Source organism: Alcaligenes sp. DN25 (assembly GCF_023674485.1).
GTDB classification, from domain to species: domain Bacteria; phylum Pseudomonadota; class Gammaproteobacteria; order Burkholderiales; family Burkholderiaceae_B; genus Alcaligenes; species Alcaligenes phenolicus.
In genome coordinates this window covers 1,470,225-1,494,691 of the sequence record NZ_CP098408.1, presented here as the reverse complement: position 1 = coordinate 1,494,691, position 24,467 = coordinate 1,470,225, and the positions used below count along the sequence as shown (strand labels likewise).

Below are 24,467 nucleotides of genomic sequence, written 5' to 3'. Positions count from 1 at the left end.
CTTTTTAACGACCACCTTGGTGCAATATTTAGACCTGTATCAATAATTAAGACTTGCCGCCATCAAAGTAGGCCATGATGGAGATCAGCTTTTTGGCGTAGGAGGGGTCAGTGGCGTAGCCCGCTTCCTGAATGCGTTGCGCCGCTTCTTGAGGCGAAGCCGCTTGTTTTACACTTTCATAGCGTTTGTTATTACCGATCAGGCGCGCGTAGTCCGCAAACGACTCGGCATAGGAGTCATAAGCACGGAAGGTCTGCGTCATTTTGCGCGCCACGCCGTTCTGATATTCCGTCGTCATGACCTCTACCGTTTTACCTTTCCAGGACGGTGTGGCCTTGATACCAAACAGGTTATGACTGGTAGAGCCATCTGCGTGCATGATTTCACGCTTGCCCCAGCCCGACTCCAGCGCCGCCTGGCTCAAGATCAGTTGGGCCGGGACGCCACTGTCCTCGGCAGCCACTTTGGCGGCCGTGTTCATGCGGTCCACAAACTGACGAATATGATTGGGCGCGCCCTGAATCGCGGAGTACACGCGCTGCACCGTATTGTTATTGCTGAGCTTGTCGATCAGCTCGGCAATCGATGCTGCATCAATGGAACGGTCATTAGGCATGCGCGAACGCAAATCCGCCCGACGCGAAGAGGCCGCTTCCGGATCATGGGACGCGACACCAAATGGCTCGCTGTTCTGCCCGCTCATCTGGGCCTGCAAGGCTTTGGCCAAACCAATGCCGGGGTCAGCCAGCTGCATGGCCAGTTGCTCATCACCCAGACTTTGTGCCATGCGCACCGACTGCGTATCAAACAGGCCGCCTTCGGGATTGGCTGCCCGTGCCTGCTTCAAAATATTTTGAATGAACAGGGACTCGAACTGACGCGCCACTTGCAGCTGAGTGGCCTGATTCTGACCGTCCTGCCCGGCTTGCCGACGCAGTTGGGCCAGTTGCTGCGGGTCAAAAATCGAAACCTGCGTTCCCGTGCCCGGACGTGGGAAGTACTGCACCGTCATTAGATGATCTCCAAATCGGCCCGCAAAGCGCCCGCGCTTTTCAGGTTCTGCAAGATGGACAACAAGTCTTGAGGGGTGGCACCCAAAGCGTTCAAAGCGCGCACCACATCGGCCAGATTGGCACTGGTCTTCACGCGTTGCAGGGAGCCGCTATCACTGCGCATTTCAATCTGGGTGCTGTCAGCCACTACGGTCTGACCACCACCAAAAGGAGTATCCGGCTGGCTGACCTGCGGTTGACGGCTGATGACCACGGACAGATTGCCGTAGGCAATGGCGGCTTCATCAATCGTGACCGTGCGGTTCATGACCACCGAACCCGTACGAGCATTGATCACCACGCGGGCACGTGCCGGTGGCAGATTCACTTGCAGGTTTTCAACATGCGAAATAAAGGCGGTTTGAGCCTGGGGGTCCAAGGGACCGCGCACCTGAATCAAGCGACCATCCAGCGCTGTTGCAGTTGAAGGGCCGAACTGCTTGTTCAGGGCCGCCACCACGTTCTGGGCTGTACCGAAATCCGAGGAATTCATTTCCAGATTGATCACGCCATCCCGAGCGTAAGTCGTGGGTACGCTCTGCTCGACCGTTGCGCCGCCTGGAATGGTGCCGCCATTGAGCTGGTTGACCTGGACGCTGGAACCACCTGCTTCGGCCCCTGCCCCACCCACCAGCAAGTTGCCTTGGGCAATGGCATAGACCTGACCGTTCGCACCTTTCAAGGGCGTCATCAACAAGGTCCCGCCACGCAAACTCTTGGCATTACCCATGGAGGACACGACCACATCCACGGCCTGACCAGGACGGGCAAAGGCGGGTAAACGGGCCGTCACCATGACAGCCGCCACGTTCTTGAGCTGCATATTGCTGCCCTGGGGAATGGTCACCCCCAACTGGGACAGCATATTGGTCAAGCTTTGCTGGGTGAAAGGAGCCTGACGCACCTGGTCACCGCTGCCATCCAGACCCACGACCAGACCGTAGCCGATCAGCGGGTTGTCTCGCACGCCCTGAATGGATGCCAGATCCTTGATACGCTCGGCCTGGCTGACCGGAGCCAGCAACAGGCCCGCAGCCAACATGGCGGCTTGTAGCACTTGGCGACAAGAAGAAAAACGAGTACGACTCATGGAAAACGCCATAGCAAGCAAAAGGCTCAGAACGGAGAAATATTCAGGAAAAAACGCTGTAGCCAACCCATGGTCTGGACTTCGTCCATCACCCCTTTGCTACGAAACTCGATACGGGCATCGGCCACCTGGGTGGAAGACACCGTATTGCTGCCAGTAATGGAGCGTGGGTCCACCACACCAGAAAAGCGGATGTGCTCGCTGCCACGGTTAATGGCGATCTGCTTCTCACCGGCCACCTGCAAATTGCCGTTAGGCAAAACGCCGACCACGGTCGTCGTCAAGGTGCCGCTAAAGGTATTGTCGGCACGGCTGGAACCTTTGCCCTGGGCCTTGTTCGAGCCACTGACTTCAAAGTTCTGCTTGCTACCCACTTCGTTAGGCAGGAAAGCTGGAACGCCGGTAAAGTCCAGACCACCGCTTCCGGTCCGATCCGTATTGGTCGAGACATTCTTGGCCGCGTTGGTCCGCTCCTGGATCATGATCGTGACAATGTCGCCCACATTACGTGGTCGTCTGTCTTCAAACAGCGGATAGTTACCGTAAGCCGAGGGCTGGTAGATAGAGCCATTGGCCACCACGGCGGCAGGCACCGCCGGTGGCGGGGCCGCCGTCAGGGGGCCGGTTACCACATCTTCAGGGGGCACCAGCGCACAACCGGACAGGGCTACAAGCGCACACAAGGCAAGACGGCTCATCAGAGCTTGGAACATTGTCACGATCTCTTTAGATTTACAGCTGTGTCAGGCGAGCCAGCATCTGGTCAGCCGTGGAAACGGCCTTGCTGTTGATTTCGTAGGCACGCTGGGTGCTGATCATATTGACCAGTTCCTCGGCCACATTGACGTTGGAGGTTTCGTTGTACTTGTGCATGACCAGACCAGCACCGTCCATGCCAGGTTGCAGGAAGTTGGCGGCACCCGAGGCATCGGTTTCGATGTACAAGTTCTCGCCCATACTTTGCAGACCGGCCGGATTCACGAAGGTGCTCAATTGCAATTGGCCCACTTCCACACTCGTACCGGCTGCACCAGGCTGAGTGACCGACACGGTGCCATCACGGCCAATCGTCAGTTCCAGCGCGTTATCAGGGATATTGATGGGGGGCTGAATGGGATAACCGCCAGCAGTCACCAACTGACCATTCTGGTCACGCTGCAAGCTACCGTCACGTGTATAGGCAAACGTGCCGTCCGGCATTTCCACCTGCAGGAAACCGCTACCCTGAATCGCGATATCCATATTGTGGCCCGTGTGCTTCATGTCACCTTGGGTATGAATACGCTCGGTGGCTACGGTGCGCACACCGGTGCCAACCTGCAAGCCAGTAGGCAACTGGTTGGCAGCACCGACTTGAGCGCCAGGCTGACGAATGGTTTGGTACATCAAGTCCTCAAACACCGCACGGGTACGTTTGAAGCCGGTGGTATTCACGTTGGCCAAGTTATTGGAGATAACGTCCATATTGGTCTGCTGGGCTTCCAGACCGGTCTTGGCAATCCACAGAGAGCGAATCATGTGTGTGTAATCCTTGCAGCTAGCGCCTGCGCAATCAGCGCGGCTTAGCCATTAAAAGAAAGTAGGGAGTTGGCCCGATCTTCGCGTGCGCTGGCGTCCTGGATGACCTTCATCTGGGTTTCAAAGCGGCGCGCATTGGCAATCATGGCCACCATCGCTTCAGCCGGGTTCACATTGCTTTTCTCGATAAAACCCGAAACCATGCGTACCGACGGATCAGCCGGGGCCGGCGCGCCATTGCTCATGCGAAACAAACCATCCTGCCCCCGCAACAAATCAGCAGAAGGGGGATTGACCATCTTCAATTGACCCATCACCTGGATATCGCGTGGGTTGTCACCCGCACCCAGCGCGGTCAACTGACCGTCGCTGGAGAACGTGATCGATCCGCGATCCGGGATTTCAATGACCTGCCCATCGGCGCTGAGCACGGGCAAGCCACCTTGTGTCACCAGCTGGTTCTGGGCATTGACCACCAGATCGCCTGCCCGCGTATAGGCTTCCTGACCATCCAGCGCACGGACGGCAAACCAGCCCTCGCCCGCAATGGCCACATCCAGCGCATTGCCGGTCTCGGCCATGGCGCCAGGTTGAAAACGGCTGCCAGGCGTCACTGTGGCCGTGCCTACGCGGGTTTGCGAACCCACATCGCTTGTGACGGGCACGGAACGGTAATACGCCAACTGCTGGCGAAAACCGGACGTGTTCACGTTGGCCAGGTTGTTGGTAATGACGTCTTGTTGCTCCAGCGTGCGCTGGGCGCCATTCATGGCGGTGTAAATCAGGCGATCCATGACAGCTCTTAACGCAGGTTGACCAGAGTTTGCAGAACCTGATCCTGCGTCTTGATGGTCTGGGCATTCGCCTGGTAGGTACGCTGGGCAATAATCATATTGACCAGTTCCTGACCCATATCCACGTTGGAATCTTCCACCGCCTGACCCTTGATCGTGGCCAAGCCGTTCTCGCCGGGACGACCCAGGATAGGCTGGCCCGATGCGCCGGTTTCAGCCCAGGCGTTACCGCCTACAGGGCTCAGACCTTGCAGGTTGCTGAAGTCAGCCAGAACAAGGGAACCCAGACGCTGCGTTACACCGTTGGTGTAGGAGGCAATCATGGTGCCGTCCTTGTCGATGCTCATGCCAGCGTACTCACCCGTGGCGTAACCATCCTGGTAAGGCTTGCCCTTGGCAAACTCCCCACCGAACTGGGTGGTGCCGGTGTAACGCACATCAAACACCAGATCATCCGCTGGCGACGCATTGCCGCCCGGATTGGCCAGGGTCAGATTGACGGTAGCCGGATTGGGGCTGGTCATCACGCCTGCACCGTTAAAGGTCAAGGTCGCGCTGGCAGGCGACAAGGGCGTGCTGCCTTCCATGTAATACACGTCCCACACACTCTCACCGGCCGCATTGGCGGGGCGCTTGACGAAGTATTGGGAGATCTCGTGGCTGTTACCCAAGGAGTCATACACCGAGTAGCTGAACGCTTCGCTGTAAGTACTGTTGTCTGTGGGGTCAAAGACATTAATGGGATTGCCACTAGCATCCTCTTTTGGAATCGCTTCGGCACCACCGGGCAGGTTGGGCTTGAAATCCAGGGCGGTCGTGGCTTTGGGAGGCACGTTGGCCGAAGGCACTTGCAAGCGCTCCAGCTGGCTACCACCTGGGCCGTAACCGGTCAGGTAATGACCTTGGGCGTTAACCAGATAGCCCGCCTTGTCCGGATAGAACTGGCCATTGCGCGAGAACAGGACAGCGCCGTTACTTTGCTCCAGGCGGAACAAACCGTTTGCACCGTCAATCGCCATGTCGAACTGATTACCCGAGTTGCTGACGTTACCTACCGAGAAACGCTGGCTGACCCGCGATACCTGCACACCCAGACCGATGCGCGAGTTGGCATACACGTCCGCAAACTGCACGGTCGAGGCCTTGTAGCCCACCGTGCCCGAGTTGGCGATGTTGTTACCAATAGAATCCAGGTTTTGGGAGGCGGCGTTCAAGCCACTCAATCCTTGTCCGAAGCTCATGAACTTTCCTTTTAATGTCGTGTTGGCCCAGCCCGCTGTTGGGGCAAGCGGCGCTTACATGATTTTGCGTATATCCAGCAGGGAGAACGAACCCGCCAGGCCAAGGTCCAGCATCAAGCCGCTGGAGGTGTAAGCCACGCTATCGACCTTGCCATGCGTCAATGGGCTGGCTGTGACGGCCGTGCCGTCATTACTGGCCAATACACTGACGGTGTACGAACCGTCGGCCAGCGGTGAACCATCGTTATCCAGGCCGTCCCACTCCAGCGAGTACACGCCCGCGTCTTTGGCGCCCAGATCGTATTCACGAACCACTTTGCCGCTGCTGTCCTTGATCTGAACCACGGTCGAAGTCGCTCCGCTGACCAGATCAATGCCGTAGGGCATGGCCACTTTTTCGCCATCCTGGCTGGTCCCCAGAGACACTTTCGAGCCCGGCACCAGCACTTGCTTGCCGATCAGATTGGCGGCCTGCATGGACTGGCTGACGTCCATTTGCCCGGCCACAGCCAGCAAGGTGTTATTCAATTGCTGAATCCCCGCCACCGTGGACATTTGCGCCATCTGGGTCGTGACCTGGGCGTTATCCATGGGGTTGAGCGGATCCTGATTACGCAGCTGCGTAATCAGCATGGTCAGAAAGCGGTCTTCCGTTTCCGCCATGGCGCTTTTGTTGCGGGCATCCACACCAGCCATGGCCCCTGCGGTGGGGTCCAGGGCGGTGCGATCGTTATTGACTGTGCTCATGTTCTATCTTCCGTAAACCGGCTTACTGGCCAATGGTCAAGGTGCGCAACATCAGGTTCTTGGAGGTGTTCACCACTTCCACATTGGCCTGATAAGAGCGCGACGCGGCCAGCATATTGACGGTCTCGGCCACCACATCCACATTGGGCAGAGTCACATAGCCTTGTTCGTCAGCGTAGGGATTGCCGGGGTCATATTGCAAACGGCCAGGCGCATCACTTTCCTGCACGCCCACCACTTGTACGCCACCCACGGGGCTGTTGCCCTGAGGAGTCATTTGAAACACCACTTGGCGGGCCTTGTAGGGCTGGCCATCGGGTCCGACCACACTATCGGCGTTAGCCAGGTTGCTGGCCGACACGTTCAAGCGCTGCGATTGTGCCGTCAGAGCAGAACCGGCAATCTGGAAAATACTGAAACTGGACATGAAGACTCGCTATTACTGTTGCAAGGCCGCCATCAAGCCTTTCAAGCGCTGGGAAGCCAGGTTGATCGTGCTTTGATAGTGCAAGGTGTTATCGGCAAATTGCATGCGCTCCACATCCATCTCGACCGTGTTGCCGTCCAGAGAAGGTTGTACAGGAACGCGATAGAGCAACTCGTCCGTGCTGGGCGGACGGGTTGCCTGGGCGGGAATATGACGGGCCGAAGTCAAGGACAAACTGGTATTGGGCAATGCCATCTGGCCCTGCCCCCCTAAAGCGGCCTTCAAGGTGGCCGTAAAGTCCATATCCCTGGCCTTGTAGTTAGGCGTGTCGGCATTGGCAATATTGGAGGCCAGCACCTCCTGGCGCTCCTGGCGCACAGCCAGGGCCGTCTGGTAAAACTTCAGGTGCTCACCGATGCGATCAATCATGGAGTCAAGCCAATATTCTGTGTTCAAGTTTGAGATCCAGGTGAACGCGCGCACGCCTTTTCACCGCTATAACAGAATGGTAGCCAGAGGCACTGCTTCACAAATCAGGGAACAAAACGCAATTTATCGGCCAGTTCAGCTCTTGACCTGGCGACTGAGTCCGTAAAATTCAGTCATGACCTTATATAGACTCCTGATCTGCGTATGCCTGTTCGCCCTGGGTGCAACAGCGAACGTGCGCGCTCAAGAGAGCGTTCAGGCGCTGAGCGTGCAAGCCATGCAGGACCAGGCGCAGGACTATCTGCTCAAGCTGGCGCAAATGTATCCCGGTATCGCCACGATCACCCTGGACAGCGCGCGCCTGAACGCCATGCCTGCCTGCACCCAGAACCAGATATTTCTGCCCAGCGGTCAACGCCTGCGATCGCGCATGAGTATTGGCGTGCGCTGCCTGAGCCCACAAAGCTGGAGCACCTCCATTAGCGCCACCTTGTCTATTCAGGGACACTATTACGTCACCAACCGCCGCATCAATCCGGGCGAGACCATCAATCAGGACGATCTGCTTGAGCGCGAGGGGGATTTGCTGGCTCTGGCCAATGGCGTGGTCATTGATCCCAACCAGATCATCGGGTATGTCGCCAGCCAGCGTATTCCTTTGGGCAATGCGATACGGGCTTCGGCTCTACGCGACCCGCAGTCGGTAACACGCGGCCAGATGGTGCGCACCATTGCGCGCGGTATGGGTTTTGTAGCGACCGGCGAGGGCCAGGCGCTGCAAAGCGGCTCACCAGGCACCCAGATTCAGATCAAGGCCAGTTCGGGGCAAGTGATTTCCGCCACGGTACTGGATGCATCCACGGTTCAGGTCGTTCTCTAAACTAAATCGGATGAGCATGCTAAAGTTTGCGTCCAGAGCGCCGTTACAAGATCAACGCAAAGAACAGGCCGCACGGAGAAACACGTGAAGATCAGCCCCTCCCCCCTCAAGACACCCCTTGCTGAAACGTCTGCCGCAGAGCGCAGCACGGCATCCCCTCGTGCGCGCCACGCGTACAACAACAGCAGCAGCACCAACGAAGTGGACTTCAGCGCTGCAGCCCGCCAGCTCAATTCCCTGCAAGACAGCAGTGCCGATGTCGACATGAAAAAAGTCGAGGCCTTGCGCAAGGCCATTGCAGCCGGCGAGCTCAAAATTGACACCAGTCGGATCGCCGACTCCCTGATTGCCTCTGTGCGCGATCTTCTCAAGTAACTCACCTGAAACGGCCATGTCTTTGCAAACCTGTCTTGCCGATCAACGCCAAACCCTGCTGGACTTCGAGCAGCTACTGGCAGAAGAAAACACCCTGCTGCTGCGCAGCTTCGAGCCACAAGAACTGGCCCAGATCACCCTGCGCAAATATCAGCTGGTTGAACGTATCGAGCAACAGGACCAGGCTCGCGCCCAGCTCCTGCAAGAGCGCGAGCTGGAAAACAACATCCAGGGCCTGCGCTATGCCGCCGAAGAAGACGAACTGGAACACGAGCTGGACCAACTGATCGAACTGAGCGAGAAAGTACGCAACGCCAGCGACAACAACCGCATTCTGGTGGATACCTTTTTGGTCGACACCCAGCAAAACCTGGACGCCCTGGAAGCCTTCACGGGTCGCAATACCTTTTACGACGCGTCCGGCAAAACACGGAATACGCAGTCTTCCTTGAGCTTGAAGGCTTAGAGCCAAGCCAAAGCTGCGCTCTGACAGACATAAAAAAGCCTGCCACACGGCAGGCTTTTTCAATCTTGCTGAATTTAGCTCATCGCTTCCTTCAACACCAGCATCTTTACCAGCGCATCAACCGCGTGGCTGGACTTCAGCCCCGGTTTGCCCAGCAAGCGTGCGCTAAGTTGTCGCACACCCAGATTGTCCGGTGCCTGCAGCAAATCCCAGGCGGCCAGCGTCAATTGGGCGGCGGCCAGCAAGTTGAGTTCTTCTTCAAACTCGGAATTGCTGGTAGGCAAAATGCCACGCACAGTGCTTAGCAAGCGCGCCATTTCCTGCACTTCGCTACGCAGCATCATGTAGCAGGCCAGACTGGCCGGGGCGATAGCCTCGGAGCCTGCGCGTTGGTGCACCAAGGCAAAACGGGTTTTCAACACTTTGCCGTCGTGACGACGCACGGTGCGCAGGATGATCAGGTCCAGATGCACAGGCTCGGCATTGCGTTGTCGCAACTGCACCGGCTCGACGGCGTACCACAGGGCGATTTCACCCTGCTTGGCGCGGCCCAACGTTTCCAGATGCAATCGTGCTGCCAGATCAGGAATCGCGTGAAAGGCCAACTGTTTGCCAAGGGCATTAGGCGTGGTCTTGCCGTCCTTGTGCCACAAGGAAGTCGCACCCGGAATCAGGGCCAGCCAGTCGGCTTCCATATCAGCCCATTGACGCCACATGGTGGGCGAACCACCTTCAAAAATATGCAGCAAGTTTACCGGTTGGGCCTGGGCATTCAAGACCTGCATGGCCTGGTTCAGTGCCTGTGTCGGGCCCGGCCGTTCCATGCTGCGCACGCCTCGTACATCCGACCATTGGGAGGGCGTTTGGCGTTGATAATACGGCACGCTCAAGGCCTGGCCCTTAGGACTGAACAGGAAACTGAACGAGCATTGCTCCTGGCTACCGGCAAGCTGATGATCGGCATGGATCACCAGCAAGCGGGACACATTGCCCTCACTGACTTCCTGACACGCGGCACGCATCAGGCCTTCGGCACGCTGTGCCGCCGCCCCGTCCTGAACAGGGGCATTTTGCGCATGCAGATCGCGCCAGAAATCGTAGGCTTCCGCGCAGGCCAGACGCTCGTCCAGGTCGGCGGCTGCACGACGGGCCTGCTCCAGGGCGATAGGGCCACCCGCAGAGGCAGCCGACAACAGACGCGGCAAGACACGCGCACGGCGTTCTTCTTCAGCCTGTTGCTCCTGGGCGGACTGGCCACCGCTTTCCAGCAAGGCCGCCAGATCACCGGAACTGGGCGCGTACAAGGGACGCTGGTTCCCGCGCACCTGCAAGGCAGAATCGACCAGTTCGGCGGCACTCATGAAACGCAAATCCTCGGGCACTTTCTGGCCGTTGGACACGTAATGAATAGGCAGCTTGAAGCGAATGGCCGTATCCAGCGGGCCACCCAGCTTGATCGCCTCGTCCACTTTGGAGATGATGCAACCGCTTAGCGGTGTGCCACCATCTTGCGTGTAGCTGCGGGCGACCTCATCCAAGGTATCGCCCTGGCTGGCGGCGTTCAGGACCAGCAAGCGTTGCACCCGGCGTCCGGCACTGGCCAGCAATGCAGCTTGTTCTCGCACATAACGGTCGCGCTGGCTGATGCCCATATTGTCGATCAGGATCACCTGATCGGGCCGCACACCCAGCATCACGCTACGCAGTTGCGCCACGTCCTGAACGATATGCACGGCTACCCGCATCAGGTCGCCATAAATTTTCAGTTGCTCGTGCGCACCGATCCGATAGGTGTCAGTCGTCAGCAGAACGACCTTATCGGGACCAAAACGACGCACGGCACGCGCAGCCAGTTTGGCCAGCGTGGTGGTCTTGCCCACACCCGTGGGGCCCACTAGAGCCAAGGCCAAGCCGGGCTGCCACAAGGAGTCCTCGGAACGCAGCACCGGCAAATGGGTTTCCAGCTCGGTCCGCACCCATTGCAAGGCTGCACGCGCGCCCAGTTCTTCGGGCAGGCGCTTGAGCATGGCACGCAACAAGGCGGTACTGAAGCCTTGCGATAAAAGACTCTGAAATAGATTCACCGCTACAGGCGAGCGCCGCATCTGGTGACTCCAGACCAGATCATCCATGCGGCCTTCCAGGGCACCACGCAATGCCCCAATCGCACCCATCACATTGTCGGCAGCGGGCGGCGGGGCCATTTCCTGCTGACGTATCCCCGCGGCTTGATGCGGCGCACTGCTGGGCATGGGCGCACGTTCGGTGGCACCACCGGGAACGGAGCTGGAATCGGTAGCGAGAATCTCCACCCCGCCATTCACGCGACGGTTGGACACAATCAAGGCATCGGGGCCCAAAGCGATGCGCACCTGACGCATGGCTTCCCGGCTGGTACTACCAAAAAAGCGACTTATATTCATTCAGACTGACCAATAATGGTGGTGACCCGAAGGATGCGTTCTTCAGGGATTTCAGCGTTGGACAAGACACCCAGTTGTGGGATGTGGTGACGCAAGAAACGCGACAAGGTGGCCCGCAAAACAGGCGGCACAACCAGCACGGGCGGATCCCCATGTTCCTCCTGGAACTGGGCCGCACGCATGGCATCGGTCAGTACCGACTCGGCCAGACCTGGTTCCAGCGCACCACTGCTGGTCAGCGCCTGCGTCATGACCCGCTCCAGACGGGCATCCAGACCAATCACACGCAATTCGCCCTCGCCAGGGAACCACTGCTGCACAATAGCGCGTCCCAAGGCCACGCGCAGAACCGCAAGCAATTCGCCAGCCTCCTGGCCGGGCTGAACCGCGCCGGGAGCCAGAATGCGCGGTGCGTGTTCAGCCAGCGTTTCCACAATGCTACGCATATCGCGAATCGGCACATCTTCAGCCAACAGACCACGCAAGACCTTGAGCAAGAGGCTGAGGGACAAGGTTTGCGGTACAAAATCTTCGACCAGCTTGGGCGCTTCGCGGCCCACGTGATCCAGCAATTGCTGCACTTCCTGACGGCCCAGCAAATCGGCCCCGTGGCGATGCAGCAAGTGATTGATATGCGTGGCAATCACCGTGCTGGCATCCACCACGGTGTAGCCCGCGATCTGGGCCTGCTCGCGCATGCTGACATCCACCCACACGGCGGGCAGGCCAAAGGCCGGGTCCGTGGTAGGTGTGCCGGGCAGCTTCATGGTGACGCCCCCGGGATCAATGGCCAGCCACTGCCCTGGCGTGGCGGTACCCCGGCCAATTTCCACCCCGGCCAACAGGATGCGATAGTCGTTGGGCTTGAGCTCCAGATTGTCCCGAATATGAACCACAGGCGGCAAAAAGCCCACTTCCTGTGCGAACTTTTTACGCAAGCTGCGGATACGATGCAGCAGCTCGCCGTTTTGCGCATGGTCCACCAAAGAGATCAGGCGATAACCCACTTCCAGACCCAGCGGGTCCACCATGGACACATCATTCCAGCTGGCTTCACTGGCGGCAGAATCGGCTGCGGCCAGGACTTCATCATTGGGTTCGCTGGCTTGCTGCTGCTGTTCGAGCTGATGCTTTTGCATCATCCAGGCTCCAGCACCCAATATCGCGGCCAGCAGCAGGAACACCAGATTGGGCATGCCGGGAATCAAACCCATCAAACCCAGAATACCGGCGGTGATGTACAGCACCATGGGATTGCGGAAAAGCTGGCTGACCATTTGCTGGCCCACGTCTTCATCCGTCGCCACACGCGACACCACCACACCGGCGGCAGTAGAAATGATCAGGGCTGGAATCTGGGCGACCAGGCCGTCACCAATGGTCAGCAAGGTGTAAACGCGACCGGCTTCCGAAAAAGACAAGTCATGCTGCAGGACACCAATAATCAGACCGCCAATCACGTTGATGACCATGATCAGCAAGCCCGCCACCGCGTCCCCGCGCACGAACTTGCTGGCACCGTCCATGGAGCCGTAAAACTCGGCTTCCTGCGAAACCTCGGTACGGCGACGACGGGCATCGTCTTCGCCAATCAGGCCAGCGTTCAAGTCGGCATCAATGGCCATCTGCTTGCCCGGCAAGGCGTCCAGGGTAAAGCGTGCCCCCACTTCCGCAATACGGCCAGCACCCTTGGTAATCACCACAAAGTTGATGATGACCAGAATCACGAACACGATCAGACCAACGGCAAAGTTACCGCCCACCAGAAAGTGGCCAAAAGCTTCAATCACCTGACCGGCAGCATCCGGACCTTTGTGGCCGTTCATCAGTACCACTCGCGTCGAGGCCACGTTCAGAGAAAGGCGCAATAGGGTGGCAAACAACAGCACTGCCGGGAAAGCGGCAAAATCCAGCGGCTTTTTGGTGAACATGGCCACCAGCAGGATCATGACGGCCAGGGCGATGTTAAAGGTAAACAGCAGGTCCAGCAGAAACGGTGGCAAGGGCAGAATCATCATGGCCATGACCATGAGGATCAGCACCGGACCGGCTAAAAGCCGGGCGTGTTGACCACCGTTTTGTTTCAGTAAGGCAAAAAAATTGTTCATTGCTTTTAGTGTTTGCGCGAACGCAGTGGCCCTTCATCCATGCCAGTTGGCACTTTCAATCGGGTGGGCATGATCGGGCGCTCGCCCTGCCCCTTGTTCCAGTTACGAAGCTGATAAACCCAGGCCAGCACTTCGGCCACGGCCGAGTACAAATCCACAGGAATCTCGCGCTCCAGCTCCACGTTGAAGTACAAGGCCCGTGCCAGCGCAGGCGCCTCCAGCATGGCCACCTTGTGCTCGGCGGCCAGCCCGCGAATCTTGGCAGCAATCAGCCCCGTGCCTTTGGCAACCACACGGGGGGCACCGCCCTTGCCGTCCTGATACTTCAAGGCCACCGCATAATGCGTAGGGTTGGTAACCACCACATCGGCCCCCGGCACCTGAGACATCATGCGCGAACGGGCCATGGACCGTTGCTGCTGCCGGATGCGCCCTTTCACATGCGGATCACCCTCGCTTTCCTTATGTTCTTCTTTCACATCCTGGCGCGACATGCGCAGCTTTTTGTAAAAGCTCCACAACTGCCAGGGCGCATCAATCAAGACAATCACCAGCAAGCTGGCGGCGATCAGGGCACAGCACTTGATGATCAGCGTCATCCCCGTGGCTATGGCCGCAGTGGGATGCACATACATCAGAGCCGTCATCTGCTCGCGCTCGGTCCAGATCACATACACCGCCACCGAACCTACCAGGCCGGCTTTGGCCAGGGTCTTGATCAGCTCGATCACGGTCTGCATGGAAAACATGCGCTTGATGCCCTTGGCCGGATTCATGCGCTCGAACTTGGGCTGCAAGGCCTTGCCGCTAAAGCTCATGCCGCCCAGGGCGATCGAGGCAAAGATCGCGACCACAACCAGCAGCAGGAACAGCGGTGCCAGACCTTTTAACGCTTCGCCTGCCAGACCGGCCGCCTGTACCACCATAGCGCTGGGATCGTGCGCTACGCGCGGATCAAACCAGACGCTGCGACGCACAATGCCGCCAAAAGTCTCGTACAAATAGCTGGCTCCGGCCCAGATTCCGCCAATCCCGGCCAGCAGCATCAGGAATGTCGTCAGCTCTCTGGAACGCGCCACCTGCCCCTCTTCCCGCGCCTTCTCCAGGCGCCGGGGTGAGGCCGGTTCTGTTTTTTCGAGATCGCTGTCTTCTGCCATGGACTGCCAAGACGCAGGAATTGAAAGAATGAATCACGCGCCCAGCACGAATGTCGCGTTCGCACTGCAGGCCGCGGGGTCATTCTAAAAGAGCACCGCGGCTCTGATAGCGCGGAGAAAGCCCGATAAAAGCAGGCTGTTCCCCACAAGCAAAAAGGCGCTGCAAGGTGCAGCGCCTTTCTGAAGCGAACGCGATGATCGAATTTGGGCGAGGATTAAAAGCCCAGATTCGCCAGCAAGTCGTCCACCTGGTCCTGGCTGGTGACCACTTCCGAGGCTACCGGCGAGACCACCGGGCCGTTGATAAGACTTTGAGTTTCTTCGCGTTTTTCTGTGGGGACATTATCGACCAGCACCTGGACCAGTTCGGTCTCGATAGTGCCAACCACACCCAGCATGCGCGTGATCACCTGCCCGGTCAGATCCTGAAAGTCCTGGGCCATGATGATTTCCAGCAGATTGTCCTGCGTCTGCTGGGCCTTGACGGGCACATCGCGCAAGAAGCCTCGAGTACGCTTGACCAGTTCGCGGGCCTGGTCCTGGTCCAGAGGCTGTTCAAACCACTGTTCCCATTCGGCATCCAGGGCCTGGGCATCCTCTTGCAAGGACTCCTGCAAAGGACGCACCTGCTCGGCCGCGTTCAGTACCCGGTTGGCGGCCTGCTCAGTCATGCGAGCCACATAGTGCAGACGATCACGGGCATCCGGAATCGCGTGCGCGGCATCTTTAATGGCCTGATCCAGACCCAGTTCGCGCATGCTTTCCCGCAGCAGGCGGGTCAGATTGGCGATGCGGTAGACCAGATCAACCGGTACGCTTTGGGGGTCGGGATGATTCGGTGTTTGCTGTGGATCCATGACGTACTCCGTATTAACCGGCCATTTTCTCGAAGATCTTGTTCAGCTTCTCTTCCAGAGTTGCGGCGGTAAAGGGTTTGACGACGTAGCCATTGGCGCCCGCCTGGGCGGCGGCAATAATGTTCTCTTTCTTGGCTTCGGCGGTCACCATCAGCACAGGCAAAGAGGACAGGTTGGCATCGGCACGAATCTGCTTGAGCATTTCCAGCCCATCCAGATTCGGCATATTCCAGTCAGAGACCACAAACTCGAAATTGCCGTTGCGCAGTTTTTCCAGGCCCATCTGACCATCTTCTGCTTCGTCTACATTCTCGTATCCCAGATCCTTGAGCAGGTTCTTGATGATCCGGCGCATGGTGGGAAAGTCATCGACGACGAGAATTTTTATATTTTTTTGTACCATTTACATTCTCCAAATGAGTAGCATGCCAGTGCGTTCAGGACCGTTTATACACGGTGCCCAAAGGCCCCCACACTGGCTAGAATTCGTTCGCTGATCTGCCCCAAGGGCAAGGCGATGTCCGCCGCGCCAATTTGCAGGGCTTCACGCGGCATGCCAAAGACCACGCTGGTGGCTTCGTCCTGGGCAAAAGTCATGGCACCGGCCTGTTTCATGGCCAGCAAACCTTGCGCGCCGTCCTTGCCCATGCCGGTCAGAATGACACCCACGGCATTGCGTCCGGCCAGCTCGGCGGCAGAGTGAAACAGCACATCAACCGAGGGCCGGTGGCGGTTGACAGGTTCACTGTCCACCAGCTTGACCACATAGTTGGCACCCGAGCGGGCCAGCTTCATGTGCGCCACGCCACCGGGAGCCAGATACACATGGCCGGGCAACACGCGCTGACCATCTTCGGCCTCGTGCACCTGCATGGAACACAGTCCATCCAGACGGTTCACAAACGAGCGCGTGAAACCGGCTGGCATATGTTGGGTAATCATGATGGCCGGACAATTGGCCGGCAAAGGCTCCAGCACCTGGCGAATGGCCTCGGTGCCGCCTGTGGATGCACCGATCATGATCAGTTTTTCAGTGGTCGAAAAGTTGTGCGTCAGGCGACGAGCCGGGGCGGACCCTGCCGGGGCCGGGGTCGCACGACGTGGACGGGCAATGGAGGCGGCGCGGATCTTGTCGGCAATCAGGTCCGAGTAATCCAGCAAGCCGTCCCGCAGGCCCAGCTTGGGCTTGGTCACAAAGTCCACCGCGCCCAGCTCCAGGGCACGCAAGGTCACGTCCGAATTGCGCTCGGTCAGCGAGGACACCATCACCACGGGCATGGGACGCAAGCGCATCAGGCGCTCCAGAAAGTCCAGCCCGTCCATACGCGGCATCTCGACGTCCAGCGTCAGCACATCCGGATTGTGTTCTTTGATCAGCTCGCGCGCCACCAGCGGATCGGGGGCCACGGCCACCACTTCCATATCCGCATGACTGTTGATAATTTCCACCATCAGGCTGCGCACCAGGGCGGAATCGTCTACACACAAAACTCGAATTTTCTTCATGCTACTCATAATCCCGATTTCAAACGCCAACAGAGCTTGGGGCGGGGTGAAACTAATGGGCCCTAGTTCCGTACATACACCGTCTGACCCAGCAGTCGAAAGGCCTTGGTCAGGTAGGAGAAGTTCTCGGAATGCCCCACAAACAGCAGTCCGCCAGGCTTGGTGACGGCGGCAAAGCGCTCCAGAATGCGTGTCTGATCATCACGATCAAAATAAATCATGGTGTTTCTACAGAAGATCACATCAAAACGGCTGGAAGACGGCCAGGCGGGCCCCACCAGATTGAACTCCTCGAACTCCACCATATTGCGCAACACGGGCTTGACGCGTGCCAGCCCCTTGCGAGCGCCCACGCCACGCTGAAAGTAACGCGGCAGCCACAAATCGGGCACGGGCTGAATGCGCTCCAGGGTATACACGCCCTGACGGGCCTTGTCCAAGGCAGCCGAGTCAATATCGCTAGCCAGAATGGACACATTCACATCCGGTGAAGGGCAGTGTTCGCGCACCGTCATGGCAATGGAATACGCTTCCTCGCCCGTAGAGGCGGCGCTGCACCAGATATCCAGGGGTTTGCCGCGTGTACTGACAAACTTGCCCAGAATATCGAAGTGATGCTGTTCCCGAAAAAACGCGGTGTGATTGATGGTGAAGGCGTTGACGAAGTCCTGCCACTCCTGGCTATGGGTGTCCTGTTCCAGAATATCCAGGTACTGGCGTACCTCGCGCATGCCCGCGTTCTGACTGCGCATACCCAGCGTGCGGGCAACCATATCTTCTTTGTGGGTACCTAAGATGATGCCCGCATACGACTTGAGCAAGCGCGCGGCTCGCTCACAGTCGGCCCTCGAGGCTTGCGGGATCGAGGGCAATGTATAAACAAAAGGTTCCACAGATGTGCTCATATAACTACAGGCTGGCCAAGGTCCCGCTAAAAGGCCCCGCCGACAGACGCTCGGTAGAACGTAATCGTTCCGGCTCGGGCGCTTCAAACGGATCATCAATAATGTCTTGCGCACTGACTTTGAACGCCGACACCGCATCGGACAAACGGGTTGCCTGATCCTGCAAGGAGCCCGCCGCAGCGGTAGCCTGCTCGACCAGGGCCGCGTTCTGCTGCACAACCACATCCATTTGCGCAACCGCCCGGTTCACCTGCTCAATTCCTTCGGACTGCTCGTTTGAAGCCGAGGAGATTTCCGCCATGATGGTCGTTACGCTCTGTACCGAGCTGACCACTTCCATGACCACCTTGCCCGCCTCATCCACCTGTCGAGTCCCTTCTTTCACTTTGGCCAGCGACTGCTCGATCAAGCCCTTGATCTCGCGCGCCGCTTGCGCACTGCGCTGAGCCAGACTGCGTACTTCACCGGCTACCACCGCAAAACCCTTGCCCTGCTCGCCCGCACGGGCGGCTTCCACCGCGGCGTTCAAGGCCAGAATATTGGTCTGGAAGGCAATGCCGTCGATCACGTTCACGATCTGGGCAATCTGTCCCGAACTGGCCGACAAGTCTTCCATGGTTTGCACCACGGTAGAGACCGCCTGGCCACCGCGCAGAGCCACTTCGGAAGCATTCTTGGCAACCTGGTCCGCTTGCTGGGCATTGTCCGAGTTCTGGCGAACCGTGCTGGCCAACTGCTCCATGCTAGCCGCAGTCTGCTGCAAGGAGGCGGCCTGCTCTTCCGTGCGACTGCTCAAGTCCGTATTGCCCACATAAATTTCGCGCGAACCAAAGGTGATCTCTTCCACGCCCTGACGCACGGTTTGCACCATGGACTGCAAGCTGCCCTGCATGCGACGCACGGCGTCATACAGCACACCAATTTCATTGGTGGACTTCACTTCCACGCGCTGGGTCAGATCCCCGCTGGCAATGCGATCAAAGTGCGCACCAGCCTGACGCAAGGGGCGCAACACCATGCGATTCAAGAACACATACACGGCCAAGGAGATAAACAGACAAAGCACCATGGCCAGACCCACCAGACGGATCACCATGTTGTACTGGTCGTTTTCTTTCTGGTATTGCGAGTCGATAGAACGCTGCTGAGCTTCCTGCAAGGTGTTCAAGGCGCTGTACAGATCCTCTTCCAGGAACTTGGTGGTAGTCGCCACATAGCTGCGGAAACCCGCAATATCACCTTGCTCCAGGTAGGCGATCAAGGGCAGCACGCCACCTTGCATCAGGGACATGAACGCCGCGTCGACACGCTGGTAGTAATCATTGGTGCCTTCCAGCTGGGTAGCGACACCCTGGTATTCAAAGAAGGATTCCTGGGCCAGCTCAAACTGCTTGCGCGTGGCGTCCAGGGCATCACGGGTTGCCGAGCTGATCGCCGAGGTTTTGGGAGCCACATCGCTCCACTCGGCCATCAAGTCCTGGTTTTGCAGATCATTGCTGACCACATAGCTGATGGCCGCTCGTCCAATCAGGGTTTGAGTCTCTTTGTAGCGCTCGATGGCCTGATACATGGCCGAGCCTACACGCTGATTGACCACGATGCTTTGCAGCGCACCGTTATTGGCGCGCAAGGACAAAATCCCCAGAGCGGCGCCTGCCACCAGCATTGCTAAAAAAAACACCAGTACCAGAATCAGACTGGTCCGCACCTTCAGATTGGCTAAACGTAATCCATCCAGCATTGCAAGCACCTTGTCTAGAGTAGATCCGAACATCAGAGGCGCTTGTGACGCCTCCCCCGGCCCGAACATTCCTTGAAGGACCCGTTAAACAAGTCCCCGCCTGGCAAGTCTTTACAGACTCGGGCGATCAGGCCACTGCGCTGTCAACCAGAGCCATCTCTTCACTGGTCATCAGTTTTTCAATATCCACCAAAATCAGCATACGTTCGCCCAGCGTACCGATACCGGTCAGGTACTCGGTCGAGAAGGCGGTGCCGAAGCTGGGGGCAGCGCTGATCTGGGACGATTGCAGCACCAGTACATCCGAGACACCATCCACCACCACACCCACTACTCGGTCGTGCAAGTTCAGAATCACCACTACAGTCTGGTGGTCGTACTCCACCCGTTCCATATTGAAACGCACCCGCAAGTCTGCGATAGGAACAATTACGCCACGCAGATTGGTAACACCCTTGATGAAATTGGGCACGTTGGCGATACGAGTGACGGTCTGGGAGTCGTAGCCCCGGATCTCCTGAACTTTCAGAATATCGATGCCGTATTCCTGGTCGCCCAGAGTAAATACCAGATACTCCTTGCCGCCAGCCTCGGCAGCTTCGGAGTGGGAAGTAAAGTCGTTGGACATAAAGATCTCCGAATAATCAGGCCCACGTCGAGGCGGGGTCACGCGCCAGACGTTGCAAGGCAAAAACATCAACAATCAGGGCTACGCTGCCATCGCCCAAAATGGTGGCAGCGGAAATACCCGGAATTTTTCGATAATTGGCTTCCAGGTTCTTGACCACGACTTGATGCTGACCAATCAGGTGATCGACCAGCAAGGCAAAGCGCATGTCTTCGGCCTGCAAGATAACGGCAATCGCACGAGTCACATCAGTCTCGGCCCCTTCAACCGAGAAGATGTCACGCAGGGAAATCAGGGGCAGATACTCGCCACGCACAAACATGACGTGATCGGTATCGGTGACGCTGCGCAACTGCTCTTCTGTGGGCTGCATGGATTCGGTTACGTGAGCCAGCGGCAGGATGAACACCTCATTGCCCACCTGGACCGACATGCCATCCAGAATCGCCAGCGTCAGCGGCAAGACAATACGGGTGGTCGTTCCCTTGCCTGCGCGCGAGTACAGCTGCACATGGCCGCCCATGCTTTGGATATTGCGTCGCACCACGTCCATGCCCACGCCGCGTCCGGAAATCTCCGTGACTTTGTCGGCGGTGGAAAAGCCGGGGGCAAAAATCAGTTGCCACACTTCGTCGTCCGGCATGGTCTCGGTGACAGGCAGGCCCGAAGACATGGCTTTCTTCAGAATACGTTCGCGGTTCAGACCAGCGCCATCGTCCACCACTTCAATGATGATATGACCGCCCTGGTGCTGGGCCGACAAGGTCAGCACGCCCTCTTCTTCCTTGCCCGCTGCCAGACGATCCTCGGGCATTTCAATGCCGTGGTCGATACTGTTGCGCACCAGGTGCGTGAGCGGATCAATAATGCGTTCGATCAGGCTCTTGTCCAGCTCGGTGGCCTGCCCTTTGGTGACCAGACGAATCTTCTTGTTCATGCGGGCCGCGCTTTCACGCACCACACGCGGAAAGCGGCTGAACACGTAATCCATCGGCATCATGCGAATGGACATCACGGACTCTTGCAGATCGCGCGCATTGCGCTCCAACTGTTCGATGCCATTCAAAAGACGATCATGCACGACCGGGTCCAGCGTCGAGGCAGTTTGCACCAGCATGGCTTGTGTAATGACCAGCTCGCCCACCAGGTTGATGATCTGGTCAACTTTTTCCACGCCCACGCGGATCGTGCCGGACTCTTTGGGAGCCGCGGCCTTGGCGGGTTTGTCGGCAGCTTTAGGGGCAACAGCAGGAGCAGGCGTTTCGGTTTTTTCAGGTTCAGCCGCAACAGGGGCTGGTGCTGGAGCGGCCGGAGCGACAGCGGCGGGTTCGACAACCACGGCGGCGGCAGGAGCAGAAGCAGCCGCGGATGCTGGAGCCGCCGCTTGCCCAGGAGCAGCAGCCGGTTTTACCGACACCTGATCGGCATTCAGAATAAAGCAGCAAACGGCCAGTATGTCGTCAGCTGAACCTGTGGTTTCCACCCAGATATCCAGACGATCGCCTTCACGGGTTTGATGGACGATGGTGCCCATCAACTCCATTTCTTGTTGCAGCGCCTCCGCATCTTTATCCGATACCGGTCCCATGGACACCCACAGTGGCAAGCCATCCGTATTGGCGGCCGGTTCCGGGTCGGGTTCCGCTTCGGCTTGCAGAATCGCTTCGGTTCCTTTCGCGTCCGTTGCCAGAATGCCCTTTTGCTCCAGGGCCAGTTGCCTCAATTGCGCGCAGATACGGGTATAGGCTTCCTCGTCAGGCTCCTGTTCCTCGCGGTAGGCATTGACTTGTCCGGTTAGCACGTCCTTGGTTTCCAGAAAGAGGTCAATCATGTCCTTGCGCAATTGCATCTCGCCATTACGGACCAGATCGAGCAGATTTTCGAGTAAGTGGGTAGTTTCAGCCAGCTGACCGAAGCAACCAAACGTGCCTGCACCGCCCTTGATTGAGTGCGCGGCCCGGAAGATGGCATTGAGCTGATCGCGATCAGGCTCGTCCAGATCCAGCTCCAGCAGCAAGCGCTCCATGTCCGCCAGCAACTCATCGGCTTCATCGAAAAAGGTTTCGTAAAACTGACTCAGATCTACGCCGGAGCTCATGAACACTTCCTTCCTGGTTATGGCTTAGAACAACAAAACAAAAAGCACAGCCCAAACACCTGGGCCGTCGGGCCTGTTAACAAGCCCTAGGGCACCACTGGCAAGGCAGAAGGCATTTCAGGCAGACCGGGAATATGAATACTGATTGGCCCCTCGGTCTCCTGCATGGCTTCGCGCAAATCAAACTCTTCCGAACCGCTTGCGGCTTGCTCGTCCATGCGTCGTTCGGCCCGGCTATTGAGCACGAGCAGGCTGATACGTCGATTTACGGCTGCGGCGGGGTTATCTTTAACCAGGCTGACACTATCGGCCAAACCCACGACCTGCTTGACCTTGGCCTCGGCCAGACCACCAGCCACCAGCTCCTGTCGAGCCGCATTGGCACGATCGGCCGACAGCTCCCAGTTACTGTACAAACGCTCGCCACTGGCGTACTGCAGCGAGTCGGTATGACCGGAAATCAGAATACGGTTAGGCATCTCATTCAAGGGAGCGCTTAGCGAGCGCAAAATAGCCCGCATATAAATCTGCACCTGTGCGCTGCCCGTGGAGAACATGGGGCGGCTTTGACGGTCGATAATCTGGATGCGCAAACCGTCCTGAGTCATGTCCAGCAGTAGTTGCGGACGGAACTCTTTCAGCACGGGGTCGATGCGGATCAGTTCTTCCAGAGCCGATTTCAAATCTTCCAGACGCTCCACATCCTGGCGATCATCGGCTGCCTGACTGCTGTTCGTGCCGGGATGGGGATTGGGCACCAGGCTGGGCTGGCCACCAGGAATGACGCTGCGCGAATAGTCGGCCTGATAGCCGCCCGAAACGGCGTCCATCAAGGGCATGCGGAAGTAATCGGCAATTTCCTTCAAGTCCTGCTTGGGAACCAGGGAAAGAATCCACATCACCAGGAAAAAAGCCATCATCGCCGTCATGAAGTCGGCGTAGGCAATTTTCCAGCTACCACCATGATGCTCGGCATGGGCCGTCTTCTTGCGACGGATGACCACGCGATCTTTATGATTGCTCATGAACGCATCCGCTTAGGCTTTGCGACCAGCACCCGAGCGGGCCTGACGCACATGCTCTTCCAGCTCCTGGAACGAAGGGCGATCGGAGGAAAACAGCACTTTACGGCCAAATTCCACGGCAAGCTGGGGCGGGTAACCGTTCAGATTGGCCAGCAAAGTGACCTTGATGCACTCCAGCACCTTGACCGAATCAGAGGTACGGCGTTCGATGGTAGCAGCCAAGGGAGCGACAAAGCCGTAGGCCAGCAAGATACCCAGGAAGGTACCAACCATGGCCTTGGAAATCAGGTCTGCCAGCACGGCAGGCGGCTGGTCTACAGAGGCCAGCGCTTTCACCACACCCAGCACGGCCGCCACAATCCCGAAAGCGGGCAAGGCGTCAGACACTTCACGCAAGGCACGTGCAGGCACGTTACGTTCGTGCTGGTGGGTTTCAATGTCCTGGTCCATCAGCGTTTCGATTTCAAACGAGCTCATATTGCCGCTGATCATCAAACGCAGGTAGTCGGACACAAAGTTCATCAAAGCCGGATCTTTCACCACATTGGGGTAATCAGCAAAGATGGGGCTTTGTTCGGGGTTTTCGATATCCGCTTCGATGGACATCATGCCATCGCGTCGAGCCTTGTTCAGCAGCACAGACAACATGCCCATCAACTGCATGTACAACTGCTTGTTGTAGGGGCTGCTGCGAAATGCAATCGGCAACGCTTTGGCCAGCAGCTTGATGGACTTGCCGCTGTTGGACGCAAAATAGGCTCCCAGGGCCGCGCCACCAATCAGCAGTAATTCAAAAGGCTGGTATAGCGCACCCAAGTGCCCGCCCAGCCCCACAAAGCTCCCGAAAACGGAGACGAAAACAATGATATATCCAAGGATAATAAGCACGGATACGCCTTCTTCAAATACACGCTGCTAATGATGGCGGCAAGCAACCGGGCTAAAACGACGCGTTAATGGCCTTTTTCCAGCCTAGATCAACGCTTCCAGTTGCCTTGAC

Annotated in this window: 24 protein-coding genes; 3 read left to right on the top strand and 21 right to left on the bottom strand. The window is 57.8% G+C overall.

Going from position 1 to position 24,467, the window contains the following annotated elements; translation table 11 throughout:
* Window positions 1–46: 46 nt before the first annotated feature.
* The 9 genes from flgJ to flgB are packed head-to-tail and all read right to left on the bottom strand — an operon-like array spanning window position 47 to window position 7,298.
* Window positions 47–1,012 (bottom strand): flagellar assembly peptidoglycan hydrolase FlgJ, encoded by a 966-nt coding sequence (gene flgJ, locus NBV64_RS06885; RefSeq protein ID WP_009458106.1) that lies wholly within the window; start codon window positions 1,010–1,012, stop codon window positions 47–49.
* Window positions 1,012–2,142, bottom strand: a complete 1,131-nt coding sequence (locus tag NBV64_RS06880; RefSeq protein WP_026484556.1) for a flagellar basal body P-ring protein FlgI — start codon at window positions 2,140–2,142, stop codon at window positions 1,012–1,014. The genes flgJ and NBV64_RS06880 overlap by 1 nt, the downstream gene beginning before the upstream one ends.
* A 26-nt stretch (window positions 2,143–2,168) precedes the next feature.
* Window positions 2,169–2,855, bottom strand: a complete 687-nt coding sequence (locus tag NBV64_RS06875) for a flagellar basal body L-ring protein FlgH (protein WP_009458110.1) — start codon at window positions 2,853–2,855, stop codon at window positions 2,169–2,171.
* Window positions 2,856–2,874: 19 nt separating this feature from the next.
* A complete protein-coding gene (gene flgG / locus NBV64_RS06870; protein WP_021446824.1) occupies window positions 2,875–3,660 on the bottom strand; it encodes a flagellar basal-body rod protein FlgG in 786 nt (261 codons plus the stop codon).
* A 44-nt stretch (window positions 3,661–3,704) separates the two neighbouring features.
* Window positions 3,705–4,454, bottom strand: coding sequence for a flagellar basal-body rod protein FlgF (gene flgF / locus NBV64_RS06865; RefSeq protein ID WP_009458114.1), 750 nt, complete (start codon window positions 4,452–4,454; stop codon window positions 3,705–3,707).
* A gap of 8 nt (window positions 4,455–4,462) precedes the next feature.
* Complete coding sequence (flgE, locus tag NBV64_RS06860; protein ID WP_250756947.1) at window positions 4,463–5,695, bottom strand: flagellar hook protein FlgE; 1,233 nt, start codon at window positions 5,693–5,695, stop codon at window positions 4,463–4,465.
* Window positions 5,696–5,749: 54 nt separating this feature from the next.
* Entirely contained in the window at window positions 5,750–6,442 is a 693-nt protein-coding gene (locus NBV64_RS06855; RefSeq protein ID WP_009458118.1) for a flagellar hook capping FlgD N-terminal domain-containing protein, read from the bottom strand.
* 22 nt (window positions 6,443–6,464) lie between these two features.
* Window positions 6,465–6,869, bottom strand: a complete 405-nt coding sequence (flgC, locus tag NBV64_RS06850) for a flagellar basal body rod protein FlgC (RefSeq protein WP_009458120.1) — start codon at window positions 6,867–6,869, stop codon at window positions 6,465–6,467.
* A gap of 12 nt (window positions 6,870–6,881) precedes the next feature.
* The gene (flgB, locus tag NBV64_RS06845) at window positions 6,882–7,298 is read right to left on the bottom strand and encodes a flagellar basal body rod protein FlgB (protein ID WP_009458122.1); all 417 of its coding nucleotides are present in this window, start codon (window positions 7,296–7,298) and stop codon (window positions 6,882–6,884) included.
* A gap of 175 nt (window positions 7,299–7,473) precedes the next feature.
* Here flgB and flgA point away from each other — a divergent pair, with 175 nt between their 5' ends.
* From flgA to flgN, 3 genes are all read left to right on the top strand, one after another.
* On the top strand, window positions 7,474–8,178 hold the full coding sequence (gene flgA, locus NBV64_RS06840; RefSeq protein WP_021446825.1) for a flagellar basal body P-ring formation chaperone FlgA: 705 nt from the start codon (window positions 7,474–7,476) through the stop codon (window positions 8,176–8,178).
* Between the two features lie 84 nt (window positions 8,179–8,262).
* Window positions 8,263–8,553: a flagellar biosynthesis anti-sigma factor FlgM gene (gene flgM / locus NBV64_RS06835; protein WP_021446826.1), complete on the top strand. Its 291-nt coding sequence runs from the start codon at window positions 8,263–8,265 to the stop codon at window positions 8,551–8,553.
* A gap of 16 nt (window positions 8,554–8,569) precedes the next feature.
* Entirely contained in the window at window positions 8,570–9,019 is a 450-nt protein-coding gene (gene flgN, locus NBV64_RS06830; protein ID WP_250756946.1) for a flagellar export chaperone FlgN, read from the top strand.
* A gap of 74 nt (window positions 9,020–9,093) precedes the next feature.
* Here flgN and flhF read toward each other — a convergent pair whose 3' ends face one another.
* The 12 genes from flhF to motA all read right to left on the bottom strand — a co-directional run bounded on the left by flhF (window position 9,094) and on the right by motA (window position 24,355).
* Complete coding sequence (gene flhF, locus NBV64_RS06825; protein WP_009458128.1) at window positions 9,094–11,442, bottom strand: flagellar biosynthesis GTPase FlhF; 2,349 nt, start codon at window positions 11,440–11,442, stop codon at window positions 9,094–9,096.
* A complete protein-coding gene (gene flhA / locus NBV64_RS06820) occupies window positions 11,439–13,550 on the bottom strand; it encodes a flagellar biosynthesis protein FlhA (RefSeq protein ID WP_021446828.1) in 2,112 nt (703 codons plus the stop codon). The genes flhF and flhA overlap by 4 nt, the downstream gene beginning before the upstream one ends.
* Before the next feature lie 5 nt (window positions 13,551–13,555).
* The gene (gene flhB, locus NBV64_RS06815; RefSeq protein WP_021446829.1) at window positions 13,556–14,707 is read right to left on the bottom strand and encodes a flagellar biosynthesis protein FlhB; all 1,152 of its coding nucleotides are present in this window, start codon (window positions 14,705–14,707) and stop codon (window positions 13,556–13,558) included.
* A 215-nt stretch (window positions 14,708–14,922) separates the two neighbouring features.
* Window positions 14,923–15,564: a protein phosphatase CheZ gene (cheZ, locus tag NBV64_RS06810; protein WP_021446830.1), complete on the bottom strand. Its 642-nt coding sequence runs from the start codon at window positions 15,562–15,564 to the stop codon at window positions 14,923–14,925.
* A gap of 13 nt (window positions 15,565–15,577) precedes the next feature.
* Complete coding sequence (gene cheY / locus NBV64_RS06805) at window positions 15,578–15,967, bottom strand: chemotaxis response regulator CheY (protein WP_009458133.1); 390 nt, start codon at window positions 15,965–15,967, stop codon at window positions 15,578–15,580.
* Window positions 15,968–16,011: 44 nt separating this feature from the next.
* Window positions 16,012–17,070 carry a protein-glutamate methylesterase/protein-glutamine glutaminase gene (locus NBV64_RS06800; protein WP_021446831.1) on the bottom strand — a complete coding sequence of 353 codons (1,059 nt, stop codon included), beginning with the start codon at window positions 17,068–17,070 and terminating at the stop codon, window positions 16,012–16,014.
* Window positions 17,071–17,132: 62 nt separating this feature from the next.
* Window positions 17,133–17,975: a CheR family methyltransferase gene (locus NBV64_RS06795; protein ID WP_026484567.1), complete on the bottom strand. Its 843-nt coding sequence runs from the start codon at window positions 17,973–17,975 to the stop codon at window positions 17,133–17,135.
* Window positions 17,976–17,979: 4 nt separating this feature from the next.
* Window positions 17,980–19,716: a methyl-accepting chemotaxis protein gene (locus tag NBV64_RS06790; protein ID WP_021446832.1), complete on the bottom strand. Its 1,737-nt coding sequence runs from the start codon at window positions 19,714–19,716 to the stop codon at window positions 17,980–17,982.
* A 127-nt stretch (window positions 19,717–19,843) separates the two neighbouring features.
* Window positions 19,844–20,344: a chemotaxis protein CheW gene (locus tag NBV64_RS06785; RefSeq protein ID WP_009455177.1), complete on the bottom strand. Its 501-nt coding sequence runs from the start codon at window positions 20,342–20,344 to the stop codon at window positions 19,844–19,846.
* A 16-nt stretch (window positions 20,345–20,360) separates the two neighbouring features.
* On the bottom strand, window positions 20,361–22,442 hold the full coding sequence (cheA, locus tag NBV64_RS06780; RefSeq protein WP_250756945.1) for a chemotaxis protein CheA: 2,082 nt from the start codon (window positions 22,440–22,442) through the stop codon (window positions 20,361–20,363).
* Window positions 22,443–22,528: 86 nt separating this feature from the next.
* Window positions 22,529–23,467 carry a flagellar motor protein MotB gene (motB, locus tag NBV64_RS06775; protein ID WP_009455181.1) on the bottom strand — a complete coding sequence of 313 codons (939 nt, stop codon included), beginning with the start codon at window positions 23,465–23,467 and terminating at the stop codon, window positions 22,529–22,531.
* A 12-nt stretch (window positions 23,468–23,479) separates the two neighbouring features.
* Window positions 23,480–24,355: a flagellar motor stator protein MotA gene (motA, locus tag NBV64_RS06770; RefSeq protein ID WP_009455183.1), complete on the bottom strand. Its 876-nt coding sequence runs from the start codon at window positions 24,353–24,355 to the stop codon at window positions 23,480–23,482.
* Window positions 24,356–24,467: the final 112 nt, after the last annotated feature.

Coding starts and splice junctions, on each gene's coding strand:
- motB (WP_009455181.1), bottom strand. CDS start 23,467: ATGAGCAATCATAAAGATCGCGTGGTCATCCGTCGCAAGAAGACGGCC.
- cheY (WP_009458133.1), bottom strand. CDS start 15,967: ATGGTACAAAAAAATATAAAAATTCTCGTCGTCGATGACTTTCCCACC.
- NBV64_RS06880 (WP_026484556.1), bottom strand. CDS start 2,142: ATGAGTCGTACTCGTTTTTCTTCTTGTCGCCAAGTGCTACAAGCCGCC.
- flgE (WP_250756947.1), bottom strand. CDS start 5,695: ATGAGCTTCGGACAAGGATTGAGTGGCTTGAACGCCGCCTCCCAAAAC.
- flgB (WP_009458122.1), bottom strand. CDS start 7,298: ATGATTGATCGCATCGGTGAGCACCTGAAGTTTTACCAGACGGCCCTG.
- NBV64_RS06795 (WP_026484567.1), bottom strand. CDS start 17,975: ATGAGCACATCTGTGGAACCTTTTGTTTATACATTGCCCTCGATCCCG.
- flhB (WP_021446829.1), bottom strand. CDS start 14,707: ATGGCAGAAGACAGCGATCTCGAAAAAACAGAACCGGCCTCACCCCGG.
- flgN (WP_250756946.1), top strand. CDS start 8,570: ATGTCTTTGCAAACCTGTCTTGCCGATCAACGCCAAACCCTGCTGGAC.
- flgF (WP_009458114.1), bottom strand. CDS start 4,454: ATGGATCGCCTGATTTACACCGCCATGAATGGCGCCCAGCGCACGCTG.
- flgJ (WP_009458106.1), bottom strand. CDS start 1,012: ATGACGGTGCAGTACTTCCCACGTCCGGGCACGGGAACGCAGGTTTCG.
- NBV64_RS06790 (WP_021446832.1), bottom strand. CDS start 19,716: ATGCTGGATGGATTACGTTTAGCCAATCTGAAGGTGCGGACCAGTCTG.
- NBV64_RS06800 (WP_021446831.1), bottom strand. CDS start 17,070: ATGAAGAAAATTCGAGTTTTGTGTGTAGACGATTCCGCCCTGGTGCGC.
- flhF (WP_009458128.1), bottom strand. CDS start 11,442: ATGAATATAAGTCGCTTTTTTGGTAGTACCAGCCGGGAAGCCATGCGT.
- NBV64_RS06785 (WP_009455177.1), bottom strand. CDS start 20,344: ATGTCCAACGACTTTACTTCCCACTCCGAAGCTGCCGAGGCTGGCGGC.
- NBV64_RS06875 (WP_009458110.1), bottom strand. CDS start 2,855: ATGTTCCAAGCTCTGATGAGCCGTCTTGCCTTGTGTGCGCTTGTAGCC.
- flgA (WP_021446825.1), top strand. CDS start 7,474: ATGACCTTATATAGACTCCTGATCTGCGTATGCCTGTTCGCCCTGGGT.
- flhA (WP_021446828.1), bottom strand. CDS start 13,550: ATGAACAATTTTTTTGCCTTACTGAAACAAAACGGTGGTCAACACGCC.
- cheA (WP_250756945.1), bottom strand. CDS start 22,442: ATGAGCTCCGGCGTAGATCTGAGTCAGTTTTACGAAACCTTTTTCGAT.
- flgC (WP_009458120.1), bottom strand. CDS start 6,869: ATGTCCAGTTTCAGTATTTTCCAGATTGCCGGTTCTGCTCTGACGGCA.
- flgG (WP_021446824.1), bottom strand. CDS start 3,660: ATGATTCGCTCTCTGTGGATTGCCAAGACCGGTCTGGAAGCCCAGCAG.
- NBV64_RS06855 (WP_009458118.1), bottom strand. CDS start 6,442: ATGAGCACAGTCAATAACGATCGCACCGCCCTGGACCCCACCGCAGGG.
- cheZ (WP_021446830.1), bottom strand. CDS start 15,564: ATGGATCCACAGCAAACACCGAATCATCCCGACCCCCAAAGCGTACCG.